General features: G+C 70.4%; 12 protein-coding genes, 1 tRNA gene and 1 riboswitch. Of the genes, 2 read left to right on the forward strand and 11 right to left on the reverse strand.

The window, feature by feature from the left end; genetic code table 11:
• Nucleotides 1–84: 84 nt before the first annotated feature.
• Nucleotides 85–933 carry a Bax inhibitor-1/YccA family protein gene (locus ACFYXV_RS24855; protein WP_385473372.1) on the reverse strand — a complete coding sequence of 283 codons (849 nt, stop codon included), beginning with the start codon at nt 931–933 and terminating at the stop codon, nt 85–87.
• Between the two features lie 327 nt (nt 934–1260).
• Nucleotides 1261–1340, reverse strand: a tRNA-Leu gene (locus tag ACFYXV_RS24860).
• Nucleotides 1341–1817: 477 nt separating this feature from the next.
• Between ACFYXV_RS24860 and ACFYXV_RS24865 the strand changes: the two genes are divergently transcribed.
• Together ACFYXV_RS24865 and ACFYXV_RS24870 are read left to right on the forward strand one after the other, a co-directional pair.
• On the forward strand, nt 1818–2591 hold the full coding sequence (locus ACFYXV_RS24865) for an ABC transporter ATP-binding protein (protein WP_389384068.1): 774 nt from the start codon (nt 1818–1820) through the stop codon (nt 2589–2591).
• Nucleotides 2592–2644: 53 nt separating this feature from the next.
• A complete protein-coding gene (locus tag ACFYXV_RS24870) occupies nt 2645–5194 on the forward strand; it encodes an ABC transporter permease (RefSeq protein WP_389384069.1) in 2550 nt (849 codons plus the stop codon).
• Between the two features lie 74 nt (nt 5195–5268).
• Here the strand turns inward: ACFYXV_RS24870 and ACFYXV_RS24875 are convergent, their stop codons facing one another.
• The 9 genes from ACFYXV_RS24875 to ACFYXV_RS24915 form a co-directional block, all read right to left on the reverse strand.
• Entirely contained in the window at nt 5269–6663 is a 1395-nt protein-coding gene (locus ACFYXV_RS24875) for a class I SAM-dependent methyltransferase (protein WP_389384070.1), read from the reverse strand.
• A 203-nt stretch (nt 6664–6866) separates the two neighbouring features.
• Nucleotides 6867–8252 (reverse strand): NAD(P)/FAD-dependent oxidoreductase, encoded by a 1386-nt coding sequence (locus ACFYXV_RS24880; RefSeq protein WP_030865901.1) that lies wholly within the window; start codon nt 8250–8252, stop codon nt 6867–6869.
• 432 nt (nt 8253–8684) lie between these two features.
• Entirely contained in the window at nt 8685–9626 is a 942-nt protein-coding gene (locus ACFYXV_RS24885) for an exopolyphosphatase (RefSeq protein WP_385473381.1), read from the reverse strand.
• On the reverse strand, nt 9623–10171 hold the full coding sequence (locus ACFYXV_RS24890; RefSeq protein ID WP_048479115.1) for a DUF501 domain-containing protein: 549 nt from the start codon (nt 10169–10171) through the stop codon (nt 9623–9625). Before ACFYXV_RS24890 ends, ACFYXV_RS24885 begins: the two co-directional genes overlap by 4 nt.
• 46 nt (nt 10172–10217) lie before the next feature.
• On the reverse strand, nt 10218–10706 hold the full coding sequence (locus ACFYXV_RS24895) for a septum formation initiator family protein (RefSeq protein ID WP_385473384.1): 489 nt from the start codon (nt 10704–10706) through the stop codon (nt 10218–10220).
• A 129-nt stretch (nt 10707–10835) separates the two neighbouring features.
• Nucleotides 10836–12122, reverse strand: coding sequence for a phosphopyruvate hydratase (gene eno, locus ACFYXV_RS24900; RefSeq protein WP_383338130.1), 1287 nt, complete (start codon nt 12120–12122; stop codon nt 10836–10838).
• A gap of 265 nt (nt 12123–12387) precedes the next feature.
• A complete protein-coding gene (locus ACFYXV_RS24905; protein ID WP_385473387.1) occupies nt 12388–13074 on the reverse strand; it encodes a transglycosylase family protein in 687 nt (228 codons plus the stop codon).
• Between the two features lie 2 nt (nt 13075–13076).
• Nucleotides 13077–13247: riboswitch (cyclic di-AMP (ydaO/yuaA leader) on the reverse strand.
• Between the two features lie 282 nt (nt 13248–13529).
• A complete protein-coding gene (locus ACFYXV_RS24910; RefSeq protein WP_389384071.1) occupies nt 13530–14573 on the reverse strand; it encodes a transglycosylase family protein in 1044 nt (347 codons plus the stop codon).
• Nucleotides 14574–14675: 102 nt separating this feature from the next.
• Nucleotides 14676–15977: a cytochrome P450 gene (locus tag ACFYXV_RS24915; RefSeq protein WP_389384072.1), complete on the reverse strand. Its 1302-nt coding sequence runs from the start codon at nt 15975–15977 to the stop codon at nt 14676–14678.

Here is a 15977-nt window from a genome sequence, read left to right on the forward strand (position 1 = left end):
CGAGACGCGGGAAGGCCCCGCGAGCGGTGAGCTCGCGGGGCCTTCCCCTGTCGTCCGTGCGGGTCCGACCGGCGGACGGTACGACTAGTCGTCGCCGGAGAGGATCTGGAACAGGCGCAGCAGCTCCAGGTAGATCCAGACCAGGGTCAGCGTGAGGCCGAAGGCCGCCAGCCAGGCCTCGTCGCGCGGGGCGCCGTACGTGATGCCGTCCTCGACCTGCTTGAAGTCGAGGGCGAGGAAGCAGGCGCCGAGGACGACGCCGATGATGCCGAACAGGATGCCGAGGCCGCCGCTGCGGAAGCCGAGGCCGTCACCGCCCGCGAAGACCGAGAACAGCAGGTTCGCGACCATGAGCAGCATGAAGCCCATGGCGGCCGCCATCACGAAGCCGTAGAAGCGGCGGGTGACGCGGATCCAGCGCATCTTGTACGCGAACAGCACGGAGGCGAACACGCACATCGTGCCCAGCACGGCCTGGATGACCACACCGGCACCGAAGTAGGTGCTGGTGGCCGAGCTGAGGACGCCGAGGAAGAAGCCCTCGAAGGCCGCGTAGGCCAGGATGATCGGCGGGGAGGCCTTGCGCTTGAAGGACTGGACGAGCCCGAGGACCATCGCGACGAGCGCTGCGCCGACGGCGATGCCGTACGACTTGTTGACGTTCGCCGGGTCGACGGGCAGGGCGATCCACGCGATCGTCGCCGTGAGGATGACGGTGCCGAGCGTCATGGCCGTACGGCTCACGACGTCGTCGATGGTCATCACGTCGGTGCGGGCGGGCGCCTGCGGCATGCCGGTGGCGGTGTCCGCGGCGTAAGGATTCGTCGCGTACGGGTTGGTCCCGGCCTGCTGGTGCTGCGCGCCGAAGCCCGCGTAGCCACCGTTGTCGCGGCTGAACCCCCGTCGCGAGAAGACCGGGTTACTGCTCCTCATCTCACTCCTCCATGGCCACCGTGCGCGGCCTTGCAACAAGAGTAATGCGTTAGCAAAAATCTGACCCTACTGCTCAGGGAGGATCTTTGCCCAGCGCCTTACCGTGCATTTACGCAGACCGCACAAGAGATTTCCCATGATGTGGGCACATGGCGGCACAGGCGGGGCGCCCGTCGGGCGGCGGGTGCGGGGAGGCCCGGAAGGCACGCGGGGAAGACGTGGGCACGTCGCCGGGAAGGCGCGGGGAGGGGCCGGAACGCAGGACGGCGGGGGCACCCCATGGGCGCCCCCGCCGGTCCCTTCTGCGGGTCTCGACAGAGCGTGTCGTGCCCGGAGCCGGACTTGAACCGGCACGGCCTAAGCCAGCGAGGTTTAAGCTCGCCGTGTCTGCATTCCACCATCCGGGCAGGGCGTAGCGGCTCCCCTGAAAAGCACTGAACGCTACGCCGAGCCTATCCGGATCTCCCTGGTCAGCAGTGGGCCGTCTATACGATGTTGTCTGATTTTATTGGCGCTTGAGGGGTCGTCAGGCGGCAGAACACACGGTGGGCCCGTTACGGGCGACGATCACCCCTGATGCGGGATTGACGGGATTTCGATGGCCCCCGCCACCCTCCCGCCACCCCGCGCGCCACCCTCCCCGCCACCCCGGGCCACCCCGGGCGCCGGCAGCCTTCCGGCAGCCCCGCGCCGGCCCCTCCCGGACACCGCCCGGGGGCGGCCGTCATACCAGAGGAGGAGGCGGCACGCCCCGTGATCAGACTCCAGTGGGCCAGCGAACGGGCACCGCGGCTGATCCCCCGCGGGGGTGCCCGCCGCGACGATGGGAACGTCCCGCCATTCCGCAGACCGCACCCCGGTCCGCAGCCCGAGGAGCCGCTCCCGTGACCACCGTGAACTACGCCCCGCACACCACCCAGGCCGTGGCCGCCCGGGCCACCGGCCTCTCCAAGGTGTACGGCCAGGGCGAGACCCAGGTGGTCGCCCTGGACAACGTCTCCGTGGACTTCGGCCAGGGCCAGTTCACCGCGATCATGGGCCCCTCGGGCTCCGGCAAGTCCACCCTGATGCACTGCGTCGCCGGTCTGGACACCTTCTCCTCCGGCTCCGTCCGCATCGGCGACACCGAGCTCGGCACCCTCAAGGACAAGCAGCTGACCCAGCTGCGCCGGGACAAGATCGGCTTCATCTTCCAGGCGTTCAACCTGCTTCCGACGCTGACGGCGCTGGAGAACATCACCCTCCCGATGGACATCGCCGGCCGCAAGCCCGACCAGCAGTGGCTGGACACCGTCATCGAGATGGTCGGCCTCTCCGGCCGCCTCTCCCACCGCCCCACCCAGCTCTCCGGCGGCCAGCAGCAGCGCGTGGCCGTGGCCCGCGCCCTGGCCTCCCGTCCCGAGATCATCTTCGGTGACGAGCCCACCGGAAACCTGGACTCGCGCTCCGGCGCCGAGGTCCTCGGCTTCCTGCGCAACTCCGTCCGCGAGCTCGGCCAGACCGTCGTCATGGTCACCCACGACCCGGTCGCCGCCTCCTACGCGGACCGCGTCATCTTCCTCGCCGACGGCCGCATCGTGGACGAGGTCCTCAGCCCCACCGCCGACGTGGTCCTGGACCGCATGAAGGCCTTCGACGCCAAGGGCCGCACCAGCTGAGGGACGTCCCCTCCCCGTCCCCGCTGACCCCTTACCACCTGGACTCCTCCACCATGTTCCGTACCGCCCTGCGCAACGTGCTCGCGCACAAGGCCAGGCTGCTGATGACGGTGCTCGCCGTCGTCCTCGGCGTCGCCTTCGTCTCCGGCACCCTCGTCTTCACCGACACCCTCGGCAAAGCCCTCAGCGGCCAGTCCGCGAAGAGCTACGAGGGCGTCGCGGTCTCCGTCACCTCCTACGGCCAGACGCGCGACCAGAACGGCCAGAAGGAGGGCGAGCCCGGCATCAGCCAGCAGACCCTCGACAAGGTCAAGGCCGTCAAGGGCGTCGACGCCGTCAGCGGCCGGGTGTCCGGCTTCGCCGGCGTCGGCGACGCGGACGGCAAGCTGATCGGACAGGGCTGGGCCAACAAGGGCTCCAACTACGTCCCCGTCAAGGACGGCAAGGACCCGCGCTACACCTTCACCGACGGCGCCGGCCCGGCCAAGGACGACCAGATCGCCCTCGACAAGGAGACCGCGTCCAAGGGCGGGTACAAGGTCGGCGACAAGGTCCGCGTCGCCACCAACGGCCCGGTCAAGGAGTACTCCCTCGTCGGCGTGTTCACCACCGAGGACGGCTCCGTCAACGCGGGCGGCAGCCTGGTCCTCTTCGACACCGCCGTCGCCCAGCAGCTGTACCTGAAGCCCGGCTACTACGAGGAGCTCTCCGTCAGCGCCGCGGCCGGCACCTCCGCCGACCAGCTGCTCGCCGACGTCAAGCCGCTGCTCGACGGCAAGAACACCAAGGCCCAGACCGGCGCCGCGCTCGCCAAGGAGCAGGCCAAGGAGATCGAGAAGGGCATGAGCGGCATGAACACCATGCTGCTGATGTTCGCCTTCATCGCCCTCTTCGTCGGAGTCTTCCTGATCTACAACACCTTCACGATGCTGGTCACCCAGCGCACCAAGGAGCTGGCCCTGCTGCGCGCCGTCGGCGCCAACCGCGGCCAGGTCATGCGCTCGGTGCTCTCCGAGGCCCTGGTCGTCGGCGTCATCTCCGCCGCGATCGGCCTCGTCACCGGCATCGGCCTCGCGGTCGGCATGCGCTCGGTGATGGACTCCCTGGGCGCCAAGATCCCGGCCGGCGAGCTGGTGGTCGCCCCGACCACGATCGTCGCGGCCCTGGTCATCGGCGTCCTGGTCACCGTCCTCGCCGCTCTGGTGCCCGCCTGGCGCACCGGCCGGATCGCCCCGGTCGCGGCCATGGGCAGCGCCCACCTCCCGGCCACCGCGAAGTCGCTCGTCCTGCGCAACGTCATCGGCAGCGTCCTCGGCCTGATCGGCATCGGCGTGGTCATGCTCGGCGTCTCCATGGGCGGCGACGGCCGGATGGTCATCGGCGGCGGAGCCTTCTTCCTGCTGCTCGGCCTGATCGTGCTGCTGCCCCTGCTGTCGCGGCCGGTCATCTCGGCCCTGCGGCCGCCGCTGCAGAAGGTCTTCGGCGTCCCCGGCAAGCTGGCCGCGCAGAACGCCCTGCGCAACCCGCGCCGTACGGCCGTCACGGCGGCCTCGCTGGCCATCGGCCTGACCCTGGTCACCGCGCTCTCGGTCGTCGGCATCACCATGGGCAAGGCCGTGGACCGGATGAGCACCGACAAGATCAAGGCCGACTACAAGGTCACCATGAACGGCGGCATCGGCAGCCTGGACAAGTCCGTCGCCGAGACCCTCGCCAAGGCCCCCGGCATCAAGGCCGTCTCCCCGCAGACCGCCGGCGGGCTGAAGATCGGCGAGGACTTCAACGCCGCCTCGGGCGTCAACCCGGCCGCCATCGGCCAGATGCTCAACATCGACGTGGTCAGCGGTTCGCTGAGCAGCCTGGGCAAGGGCGAGGTCGCCGTCGCGGAGAAGACCGCCGCGAAGGCCAAGCTGTCGGTCGGCTCCACCTTCGAGGTCATGTACGACGACGGCCAGAAGGGCTCGCTGAAGGTCGGCGCGGTCTACAAGGAGCTGGAGGGCCTGCTCTCCCCGTACGTCCTCGACGACAAGATCCTCAGCGCGCACGCGGACGAGCAGTACATCCCCGAGGTGTACGTCAACGCCGCCGACGGGGACTCGAAGGCCGGCGAGAAGGCCGTCCGGGAAGCGCTCGGCAACAACCCGGCGATCGGTGTCGCCACCCAGCAGGACATGCGCAACGAGATGGGCGGCATGGTCAACGTCGCGCTGAACATCATGTACGGCCTGCTCGGCATGGCGCTGATCATCTCGGTGCTCGGCGTGGTCAACACCCTGGCGATGTCGGTCTTCGAGCGCAAGCAGGAGATCGGCATGCTGCGGGCGATCGGCCTCGACCGCAGCCGCGTCAAGAACATGATCCGCCTGGAGGCCGTGGTCATCTCGCTCTTCGGCGCGATCCTCGGCATCGGCGTCGGCGTCTTCCTCGCCTGGGCCGTCGGCACCACCTTCAGCAAGTCCATCCCGAACTACGAGCTGGTCATCCCGTACGGCCGGATCGGTGTCTTCCTCCTGCTGGCCGGTGTGGTCGGCGTCCTGGCGGCCATGTGGCCCGCCCGCAGCGCGGCCCGGCTGAACATGCTGACCGCCATCAAGACGGAGTAGGGCACGCCGTTCACGGCAGGGACACGGAAGGGCCCCGGGGCACACGCCCCGGGGCCCTTCCCGTATGTACGGGGCTACGCGCCCCAGGTGCGCAGCCGCAGCGGCAGCCCCGAGCGGCCGGCCGCCGCGGGCTTCACCGCGAGGACCTGGTTGACGCCGAGCCGGCCGCGCTCGAAGCCCAGCGCCGAGGCCGCCATGTACAGCCGCCAGACCCGGGCCCGGCCCGGCGAGGTCAGCCGTACGGCCTCGTCCCAGTGCTCCTCCAGCCGCGCCACCCACGCGCGCAGGGTCAGCGCGTAGTGCTCGCGCAGCGCCTCCACGTCGCGGACCTCGAACCCGGCCCGCTCCAGCTCGCCCACCGTCGTGCCCAGCGGGGAGAGTTCGCCGTCGGGGAAGACGTAGGCGTCGATGAACTCGTCGATGCGGTACGCCTCTTCGTCCGGCTCCGGCGGACGGGCGATCTGGTGGTTCAGCAGCCGGCCGCCGGGGGCCAGCAGGGCGTACAGGTCGCCGGCGTACTCGCGGTAGCGCGCGGCGCCGACGTGTTCGGCCATGCCGATGGACGAAATGGCGTCGTACGGGCCGTCCTTGACGTCCCGGTAGTCCTGGATCCGGATGTCGACCCGGTCGGCCAGGCCCTCCTCCGCGGCCCGCTTGCGGGCGTACACGGCCTGCTCGCGCGAGAGGGTGACGCCGGTGACGTGGACCCCGTACTCCCGGGCGGCGTGCAGGGCCATGGAGCCCCATCCGCAGCCGACGTCGAGGAGCCGCAGGCCGGGCTGGAGGCCCAGTTTGCGGCAGACGAGGTCGAGCTTGTCGTGCTGGGCCGCCTCCAGGGTGGAGCCGGGGTTCCAGTAGGCGCAGGAGTACACCATCGAGGGACCGAGGACGCGCTCGTAGAACTCGTTGCCGACGTCGTAGTGGTGGCTGATCGCCTGCTTGTCGCGGGTCTTGCTGTGCGCCTGGCCGCTGCGGCGGCCCGGCGCCTCCTCGGGCGGCGGCGCGGGCGCCGGCCACGGCCGGGCCAGGGCGACCAGCTCGCGCAGGGCGGCCCGGGCCTCGGGGTCGCGCAGCAGCGCGGCCGCCTGGGCCGCGCCCGCGGTCCGGTCCGGCAGCTGCGGCAGGTGGGAACTCAGTACGCCGAGCTTGCCGAGGCCGGAGCGGCGCAGGGCCTGCGGGGTCTCGGGGGCGGGCGCGGAGCCGCGCTCCCAGAGCAGCCCGGCCACCCGGTCCAGCATGTCGAAGAGGTCGCCCTCCACGGTCAGGTCCCCCGCGACCCAGGCCCGGGCCAGGCCCAGTTCACCCGGCCGCCACAGCACGCGGCGCAGGGCGCGGCGGTTGGTCAGCACCAGGGTGGGTCCGGTGGGCGGTCCGGCCTCGCTGCCGTCCCAGGCGCGAATCCGGACGGGCAGGGGGGCGCCCAGCAGGGTTTCGGCGAGAGCGGCCAGCCGCGGCGCGGCTTCGGTCATCGTAGGCACCTCCAGTAATGATCCGACCGAACGGCCTACCCATTTCGGGCAGCGCTCAATCGGACGACACCCCGAACAGGCCTACGGCAGCCCCGGGTCGGGCCGGGGCACCCGCTGGGCGCACGCCGAAGGGGCCGCCCGCACCACGGATGGCGGGCGGCCCCTTCGGGGACGTACTGGAGGAGTTGCCGGTCAGGCCCGGGTCAGGAGGCCTTGGCCTTCGCGGCCGGGGCTGCGGCGGCGGCCGGAGCCGGCGCCGGCTTGGCGGCCTCGTAGAACTCCTCGCGCGGGGTCTCCAGCGCACCGAGGGAGACGACCTCGCGCTTGAGGAACATGGCGAGGGTCCAGTCGGCGAAGACGCGGATCTTGCGGTTCCAGGTCGGCATGGCCATGCCGTGGTAGCCACGGTGCATGTACCAGGCGAGCCGGCCCTTGAGCTTGATCTTCGTCTTGCCCATGACGATCATCGCGACGCCCTTGTGGAGGCCGAGGCCCGCCACCGCACCCTTGTTGGAGTGCGAGTACTCGGCCTGCGGGAAGCCCCGCATGCCCGAGATGACGTTGTCGCCGAGGACCTTGGCCTGGCGCAGCGCGTGCTGGGCGTTCGGCGGGCACCAGGCGTTCTCGACGCCGGCCTTGCGGGCCGCCACGTCCGGGACCTGGGCGTTGTCGCCGGCGGCCCAGATGTAGTCGGTGCCCTGGACCTGGAGGGTCGGGGCGGTGTCGACGTGGCCGCGGGGGCCCAGCGGCAGGCCGTAGCGGGCCAGCACCGGGTTCGGCTTGACGCCGGCGGTCCACACGAGGGTGTCGGAGTCGACCTCAAGGCCGTTCTTCAGCACCACGTGGCCGTCCACGCAGGAGTCCATCGAGGTGTTGAGGTAGATCTCGATGCCGCGGGACTCGAGGTGCTCCTTGCCCCAGGTGCCGAGCTTGGGCCCGACCTCGGGGAGGATCTTGTCGGCCGCGTCCACCAGGATGAAGCGCATGTCCTCGCGCTTGATGGTGGTGTAGTACTTCGCGGCGTCGCGGGCCATGTCCTCGACCTCGCCGATCGTCTCGGCACCGGCAAAGCCGCCGCCGACGAAGACGAAGGTGAGGGCCTTGCGGCGAACGTTCTCGTCCGTCGTGGACTCGGCCTTGTCGAGCTGCTCAAGGACGTGGTTGCGCAGGCCGATGCCCTCTTCGACGCCCTTCATGCCGATGCCCTGTTCGGCGAGGCCGGGGATCGGGAAGGTGCGGGAGACGGCGCCGAGCGCGATCACCAGGTAGTCGAAAGGCAGCTCGTACGCCTCGCCGACCAGCGGCGTGACGACGGCGACCTTGCGGTCCTGGTCGATGCTGGTGACCCGGCCGGTGAGAACCTCTGCCTTGGGCAGCACGCGTCGCAGCGGGACGACGACGTGCCGAGGCGAGATGCTGCCTGCGGCCACTTCGGGGAGGAAGGGCTGGTAGGTCATGTACGACCGCGGGTCGACGACCGTGACGGTCGCCTCGCCATAGCGCATCTTCTTCATGATCCGCTTGGCCGCGTACAGGCCTACGTACCCACCTCCTACAACGAGGATCCTGGGACGCTCCGTGGTGCTCATGGAACGAGTATCCAGCACCCCAAGGGGTGACGCTCGTGAGCCCCTTCACAAGGTGACGGAGGGCCTCTGCTACACTGCGCGGCCCACGTGACGGAGGTCATGGCGCGCAACGGGAACCAGGCTGTCACAGGATTCGTTGTTCACCCGTCCTGAACTGGCCTCCAGGCCCGCGAGCGGAGTAGACCACCGGGTTGGTGGATACCTACCCACGGGGTCGGGCGGCGCCCTCATTTCGCACGAACGCTCGGACGAAAGAGGCCCGATGGCCCGCCGAGCGCCCCGAAGGACCCTCCCTGCGGCCCATCAGGCCTCTTTTCCTTGTGAAGAACTTCACGAACTTTCTGTGGACGAGGGGACCCAAGACCCCCGCAAGCCCCTCCGAAGGCCCCTCCGCGACCTTCGAAACACCCCCTCCACGGCAAGAACCGGCGGTCAGGCGATGGACCAGGCGATGCCGTCGAGGATGTCGTGTTCCGAGACGACGACCTCCCGGGCTCCGGTGCGCTCCATGATGGCGAGGAGGACCAGGGTGCCCGCGCCGATCACGTCCACCCGGCCCGGGTGGAGGACCGGGATCGCCGCGCGCTCGGCGTGCACCGAGGTCAGCATGCGGTCGGTGATCTCGCGGACCTGCTCGTACGGGATCCGGGCGTGGTGGATCTCGGAGGAGATGTACTCCGGCAGCCCGAGGGCGATCCCGGCGACCGTGGTCACCGAGCCGGCCAGGCCCACCAGGGTGCGCGCCTCGGTCAGCGGGACCGTCTGCTCGACCAGGTCCAGCGCCGCCTCGATGTCGGCCCGTATGGCCGCGATCTGCTCCGCGGTCGGCGGGTCGGTGACCGCCCCGTCCACCACCAGGTGGCGCTCGGTCATCCGGACGCAGCCCACGTCGACCGAGCGGGCCGCCCGTACGTGCTCCTCGCCGACCACGAACTCGGTCGAGCCGCCGCCGATGTCCACCACCAGGAAGGGCTTCTCCATGTGGGTGGTGCCCGTCAGCTCCCTGGTGGCGCCGACGAAGGAGAACTCCGCCTCCTGGTCGCCGGAGATCACCTCGGGCTCGACGCCCAGGATGGAGAGGACCCCCTGGACGAACTCCTCGCGGTTCTCGGCGTCGCGCGATGCCGAGGTCGCCACGAAGCGCACGCGCTCCGCACCCAGCTCCTTGATGACAGCCGCGTACTCGCTGCAGGCCGCGAAGGTGCGCTCCAGCGCCTCCGGGGCCAGCCGGCCCGTCTTGTCCACGCCCTGGCCCAGGCGGACGATCGTCATCCGCCGGTCCAGCTCGACCAGCTCGCCGGTGGCGGGGTCACAGTCGGCGACGAGCAGGCGGATGGAGTTCGTACCGCAGTCGACGGCCGCGACGCGGGTCACGCCTGCGACTCCTTCTGCTCCGCCTTCTGCGCGCACGGCGTCACGCACGCGCCCTTCGCCCACCACTCCGGCAGCATCGCCAGCGCCTCGTCGCCGAACGGGTTCACGCCCGGCCCGGCGGCCAGCGAGTGGCCGACGAGCACGTGCAGGCACTTCACCCGGTCCGGCATCCCGCCGGCGCTCGGGAAGCCCTGGAGCACCTCGATGGCGTCGCGGCGCCGGATGTAGTCCTCGTGCGCGGCCTGGTAAGCGGCGGCGAGCTCGGGGTCCTCGGCGAGCCGGGCCTGCATCTCCTTCATCACGCCGTTGGCCTCCAGCGTGCCGATCGCGGAGGCCGCGCGCGGGCAGGTGAGGTAGTACAGCGTCGGGAAGGGCGTGCCGTCGGGGAGGCGCGGGGCGGTCTCCACCACGTCCGGCTGACCGCAGGGGCAGCGGTGGGCGATGGCGCGCAGCCCGCGCGGCGGGCGGCCGAGCTGCTGCTGGAACGCGTCGATGTCCGCGTCGGTCGGCTCGGTCCGGTCGGTCTGGGGCGGGGGCGTCTGCATGCCTGGAGGAAGTCTCTTCGTTCTCGTGGATGGGTGCGGGTGCTCGTCACTCGCCGGGGCGGTCGGCCTTGTCGACGCCGTCCCAGACGTTCGAGTACCAGGGCCGGTCGGATCCGGCCGCTCCGGTGCGGTGCCGCTCGGCGGCCCCGGCCCCGGGGTCGGTCATGATGTAGCTGATCTCGCCCGGGCGGACGAAGTGCAGGTGCTTGCGCGCCTGCTGCTCCGCGTACGCGTTGTCCTGCCAGCGGGCCTTCTCGTCGCGGAGCCGTTCGAGGCGCCGGCCCGCGGCCTCGGCGGCCCGCCGCTGCTCCGCGATCTCCGAGCGCTGGGAGACGTACTGACGCATCGGATACGCGAGGGCGACGACCAGCGTACAGAGGACGAGCACCAGGAGCGCGGCGCGGCCGGTGAGCCGGCTGCGGCGGACCTGACGGCGCGTCTGCGAACGGTAGACGTGGGCGGCGGTCCGCTCACCGAGCTGTTTGAGCCTGGTCGCGGTGGAGAAGGTGGAGAACCGATCCCGGTTCCCGGCCATTGATCCCGCCTCCCCTGTGTCCCTGCTGTCCCTGGGTGCGCGGTACGCGCCACGCAATACGTCCCCGCACACGGTACGGGACCGAGTGCGGGGACGTACGGAGGCCAGCCCCGGAGGGCGCGGCCGTGATCAGCCCTTGAAGCGCGGGAAGGCGGAGCGGCCCGCGTACACGGCGGCGTCGTCGAGGATCTCCTCGATGCGCAGCAGCTGGTTGTACTTGGCGACGCGGTCCGAGCGGGCCGGGGCGCCGGTCTTGATCTGGCCGCAGTTCACGGCGACGGCGAGGTCGGCGATGGTGACGTCCTCGGTCTCGCCGGAGCGGTGCGACATCATGCACTTGAAGCCGTTGCGCTGGGCCATCTCGACGGCGTCGAGGGTCTCGGTCAGCGAACCGATCTGGTTCACCTTCACGAGCAGGGCGTTCGCGGAGCCCTCCTCGATGCCGCGGGCCAGGCGCTCCGGGTTGGTGACGAAGAGGTCGTCGCCGACGATCTGGACCTTGGCGCCCAGGCGGTCGGTGAGGGTCTTCCAGCCGGCCCAGTCGTCCTCGAACAGCGGGTCCTCGATGGAGACGAGCGGGAACGCGGAGACGAGCTCCTCGTAGTACTCGGTCATCTCGGCGGCCGAGCGGGACTGGCCCTCGAACTCGTACTTGCCGTCCTTGTAGAACTCGGACGCGGCGACGTCGAGCGCGAGCGCGATGTCCTTGCCCGGGACGTAGCCGGCCTGCTTGATGGCCTCGACGATGAGGTCGAGCGCGGCGCGGTTGGACTCCAGGTTCGGCGCGAAGCCGCCCTCGTCACCGAGACCGGTGGAGAGGCCCTTGGTGTGCAGGACCTTCTTGAGGGTGTGGTAGACCTCGGCACCCCAGCGAAGGGCCTCGGAGAAGGACTCCGCGCCGATCGGGGCGATCATGAACTCCTGGATGTCCACGTTGGAGTCCGCGTGCGAACCGCCGTTGAGGATGTTCATCATCGGAACGGGCAGCAGGTGCGCGTTCGGGCCGCCGAGGTAGCGGAAGAGCGGGAGGTCCGAGGCCTCGGACGCGGCGTGCGCGACGGCCAGGGAGACGCCCAGGATGGCGTTGGCGCCGAGGGAGCCCTTGTTCTCGGTGGCGTCCAGGTCGATCATGGCCTGGTCGATCAGGCGCTGCTCGGTGGCGTCGTAGCCGACGAGCTCCGGGCCGAGCTGCTCGATGACGGCGAGGACGGCCTTCTCGACACCCTTGCCCATGTAACGGTTGGGGTCACCGTCGCGGAGCTCGACGGCCTCGAAGGCACCGGTGGAGGCGCCGGACGGAACAGCAGCACGGCCGGTGCTGCCATCGTCGAGGCCCACCTCGACCTCGACCGTGGGGTTGCCTCGGGAGTCCAGGATTTCCCGGGCTACGACGACGTCGATGGACGGCACGAGCATCTCCTTCTGGGATGTGACGCTGGGTGTGCGGTGGCATGTCGGGCCGTGGGATGGCCCCGCCGCCTAGAGCCTAACCGGCTCCGGGCACTGGGCCGGCCGACCGCCCGCCCCCTGGGACGAAAAAGGGCCCGAATACCCGCCTTCCGGTACATAGGACCCTTGACCGGCGGCGCACATGCCGCCGCCCGGCGCGTGAGGGGAAGACGCGCCGGGCGGTCGGGCTGCCGCGGCGCCGCTCGGGCGGCCGCGGTCGTCACTGCAGGATTCAGCTGAGCTTCAGCATCTGACCCGGGAAGATGAGGTCGGCGTCCGAGACGATGTCCTTGTTGAGCTCGAAGAGCTTCTCCCAGCCGCCCTTGACGCCGTTGGCCTCGGCGATGGTGCCCAGGGTGTCGCCCGGCTTGACCTCGTACGAGCCGTTGCCGGTCTTCACGACCGGGGCCTCGGCGCGCTCCGAGCGGGTGACCGGCGCGGAGCTCTCGCGCTTGGTCTCCTTCTTCGGCTCGGTCTTCTTCGGCTGGGTCTTCTTGGTCTCGGTCTTCGTCTCCGTCTTCTTCGGGGTGTCGGTCGCGCCACCACCGTTGTAGGCGGAGTTGGAGAGGCCCTTGCCGCAGACCGGCCAGGCGCCCTTGCCCTGGCCCTTGAGGACCTTCTCGGCAATGGCTATCTGCTGCGACTTGGAGGCCTGGTTCGGCATGCCCTGGCCGCCGTACCCTCGCCAGGTCTGGAGGGAGAACTGCAGGCCGCCGTAGTAGCCGTTGCCCGTGTTGATGGACCAGTTGCCGCCGGACTCGCACTGCGCCACGGCGTCCCACTGGGAGGCGGTGGCGGCGGAGGCCGAGCCGGCCGCCATCAGGGGGGCGGCTACGGCGACGCCGGTGACACCGGCGAGCGTGACGATGCGAGCGGCCTTGGAGGCGCGACGGTGCTTGCCCTTGCCGGAAATCAGCATGGAGTTCTCCTCACCGACGCCTACGAGGTGAGCTGTCGGGTTCGGGCTGATGAGTGCCCGGCCGTGCGACGTGGCGCACGACTTAACCCCTAGCCGTTTCCTGGCCGTCTCTCAACGGCCGGTCCCGGCGCCTACCTTGGTTCCCCCGCTCCTGCCTTCGGCGCTTGACGCGACGACTGTTCCCCCCGTCCGCCGGCAGGATTCGGCGATGCGGTCGAAGGAGCCCGCGGTGGCGGGCGACTCAGAAGGTAGACAGGTCTCTCCCCGATGTTCAACGAGGAACACCGGGGAGAAACGGGCCCTACTTGCGCCCTCCTTGCGGGTGTTTGCGCAGGTGAGGGCGGGGTTTGCGGAAGGCTCCAGGCGGGACACGCCAGTTGACCGGAAGAGACACATGTCTCACTTGCAGATAACGGACATTCAGCCTTTTCCGGGTGTCCGAAGTGCCGCTATTTCTAACTTAGATCCAGATTCTGACCGGGCTTGATCAGATCGGCGTCATTACCGATGACCTGCTCGTTGGCCTGGTACAGCGCGTTCCAGCCGCCCTTGACCCCCTTGGCAGAAGCGATGGTCGCCAGACTGTCGCCCGCCTGGACCGTGTACGAGGGATCCGACGCCGCGTCAGAGGTGGCGGGCGCCTCAAGAGCGGGCGTACCACGGTGCTTGCCGGTGCCGGAGGGGTCCGGGATGCCCGCCGGGTCGGTCGTGGCGCCCGGGGTGCCCGGGGCCGAGGGGTTGGCAGGCGCGCTCGGGTCGGCCGGGGAGACCGGAGCGGTCGGGTCCGGGCTGCCGGGCGTGGTCGGGGTGCCCGTCGAGGGGGCCGTCGGGTCGGTGGGCGCCGTCGGGGTGCCCGGGGCCGTCGGGTCGCCGGGGGTGCCCGGGAGCACCGGAGCGCTCGGCGAGGTGGACGGCACGTCCGGGTCGGGCATGACGGGCAGTCCGCTGTTCGGCGCGAGCGGCGCCGGCGGAAGCGTGAAGACCGGGGACGGGGTCGGGGCGCCGAAGTCCTGCGGCTTCACGCCGGAAGCGCCGGCCGGGACCGAGTCGTCGGGGCGCGAGGGGCTCGTGGTGACCGGGCCGAGCGTGCCGGGCAGGCCCGGGTCCACGGCGGCCGCGGGGCCCTGCCGGGTCAGTCCTGCCGTCTCCGAGCAGTGCCCGAAGGCCTCGGGGCCCTGGGTGCCCAGTACGCGCTCGGCGACGGCTATCTGCTGCGAGCGGCTCGCGAGGTCGGGGCGCTCGGCGAACTCCCGGCCGCCCGAGGCGTTCCACTGCTCCTGCGTGAACGAGAGTCCGCCGTAGGACCCGCTACCGGAGTTGGCACTCCAGGAGCCGCCGCTCTCGCACTCGGCGACCGTGTCCCACGTGGAGGCCTCGGCCGCGCTCGCGCCGGTGGCGGCGAGCAGGGGCAGGGCCAACGCGGAACCGGTGACTCCGGCGGTGACGACTATCGCGGGTACCTGGCGGGGGCGTCTGTGGCGGCCGTTCCCGGAACGCATGAGCTGCACCTTTCGCATAACGGCTGGGTAACGGCAGAACCTAGCCGTCTTAGCATGCGAGTAACAACTCTTGACGGGGGCTGACTTCCGGTCAAAGAGAGTTCAGGGGTTTCGGGCTGTGAACTTGACGGGAAGAGTGCGCAGGCCACGCATGATCAGACCCCCGCGCCAGCGAAGCTCGTTGGGCGGAACAGCGAGTTCCAGATCCGGCAGACGCGTCAGCAAAGTCGCAAGCGCCGTCTGTCCCTCAAGTCGTGCCAGCGGAGCACCCAGGCAGTAGTGGATTCCGTGCCCGTACCCGAGGTGCTGGTTGTCGCCGCGGGAGAGGTCGAGGGTGTCCGGATCGGCGAACCGCTCGGGATCGCGGTCGGCCGCGGCGAGGACGACGAGCACCGGATCGCCCGCCGCGACCTCCTGGCCGCCGAGGGCCAGCGGCTCGGTGGCGAACCGCCAGGTGGCCAGCTCCACGGGACCGTCGTAGCGCAGCAGTTCCTCGATGCCGGTCTCCAGCAGGGCGCTCTCGCCGGCTGCGAGGGAGTCCTGGAGGCGGGTGCGCTGATCGGGGTTCATGAAGAGGGAGTGGACGCCGTTGCCGATGAGGTTCACGGTCGTCTCGAATCCGGCGAACAGGAGGATGAAGGCCATCGCGGTGGCCTCGGCCTCCGTCAGGTGGTCGCCGTGATCGCTCGCGCGGATCAGGTCCGAAATCAGGTCATTGCCCAGATCATCCCTTTTACGGTGGATGAGTTCACCGAGATAGGTCCGCATCTGCTTCACGGAGCGGGCGACCCCGCCGCGCGGGCCGCCGCCGTGCCGGATCATCATCCCGGCCCAGTCGCGGAAGTCGTCCTGGTCCTCGCGCGGTACGCCGAGCATCTCGCAGATGGCGTAGATGGGGAGCGGGAAGGCGAACTCGTGGATGAGGTCCGCTTCCCCCCGGCCCTCGAACTGCGCGATGAGGTGGTCGGTCAGCTCCTGCACCCGCGGGGTGAACTCGGCCACCCTGCGCGGGGTGAACGCCTTCGACACCAGCCGCCGCAGCCGCGTGTGGTCCGGCGGGTCGATGTTCAGCAGGTGCGTCATCAGCTCCGCCTTGCGCTCCCCCGGGATCCCGGTCTTGCCCTTGGCGTGCGCCGGCTCCGCGTGGTGCGCCGGGTTCTTGCTGAGCCGCTGGTCGGCGAGGGCCTGGCGGGCGTCGGCGTACCGGGTGACCAGCCAGGCCTCGACCCCGCTGGGCAGCTTGGTGCGGTGCACCGGGGAGTGCTCGCGCAGCCAGGCGTACGCCGGGTACGGATCGGTCGCGAACTCCCAGTCGAACAGGGTCGGGCCCTGGGGAGGAGCGCCGTCTTCGGGGGCTGCGGGGACGGCGGGGGCTGCGGGGTCTGCGGGGGTCGGCTCGTGCAC

The organism is Streptomyces sp. NPDC002181, assembly GCF_042890485.1.
Lineage (GTDB): Bacteria > Actinomycetota > Actinomycetes > Streptomycetales > Streptomycetaceae > Streptomyces.

What these genes read in the sequence shown, in the direction of transcription:
- ACFYXV_RS24895 (WP_385473384.1), bottom strand. Translation starts at nt 10,706, where the DNA reads ATGGCCGGGAACCGGGATCGGTTCTCCACCTTCTCCACCGCGACCAGG.
- ACFYXV_RS24890 (WP_048479115.1), bottom strand. Translation starts at nt 10,171, where the DNA reads ATGCAGACGCCCCCGCCCCAGACCGACCGGACCGAGCCGACCGACGCG.
- eno (WP_383338130.1), bottom strand. Translation starts at nt 12,122, where the DNA reads ATGCTCGTGCCGTCCATCGACGTCGTCGTAGCCCGGGAAATCCTGGAC.
- ACFYXV_RS24855 (WP_385473372.1), bottom strand. Translation starts at nt 933, where the DNA reads ATGAGGAGCAGTAACCCGGTCTTCTCGCGACGGGGGTTCAGCCGCGAC.
- ACFYXV_RS24905 (WP_385473387.1), bottom strand. Translation starts at nt 13,074, where the DNA reads ATGCTGATTTCCGGCAAGGGCAAGCACCGTCGCGCCTCCAAGGCCGCT.
- ACFYXV_RS24910 (WP_389384071.1), bottom strand. Translation starts at nt 14,573, where the DNA reads ATGCGTTCCGGGAACGGCCGCCACAGACGCCCCCGCCAGGTACCCGCG.
- ACFYXV_RS24880 (WP_030865901.1), bottom strand. Translation starts at nt 8,252, where the DNA reads ATGAGCACCACGGAGCGTCCCAGGATCCTCGTTGTAGGAGGTGGGTAC.
- ACFYXV_RS24870 (WP_389384069.1), top strand. Translation starts at nt 2,645, where the DNA reads ATGTTCCGTACCGCCCTGCGCAACGTGCTCGCGCACAAGGCCAGGCTG.
- ACFYXV_RS24875 (WP_389384070.1), bottom strand. Translation starts at nt 6,663, where the DNA reads ATGACCGAAGCCGCGCCGCGGCTGGCCGCTCTCGCCGAAACCCTGCTG.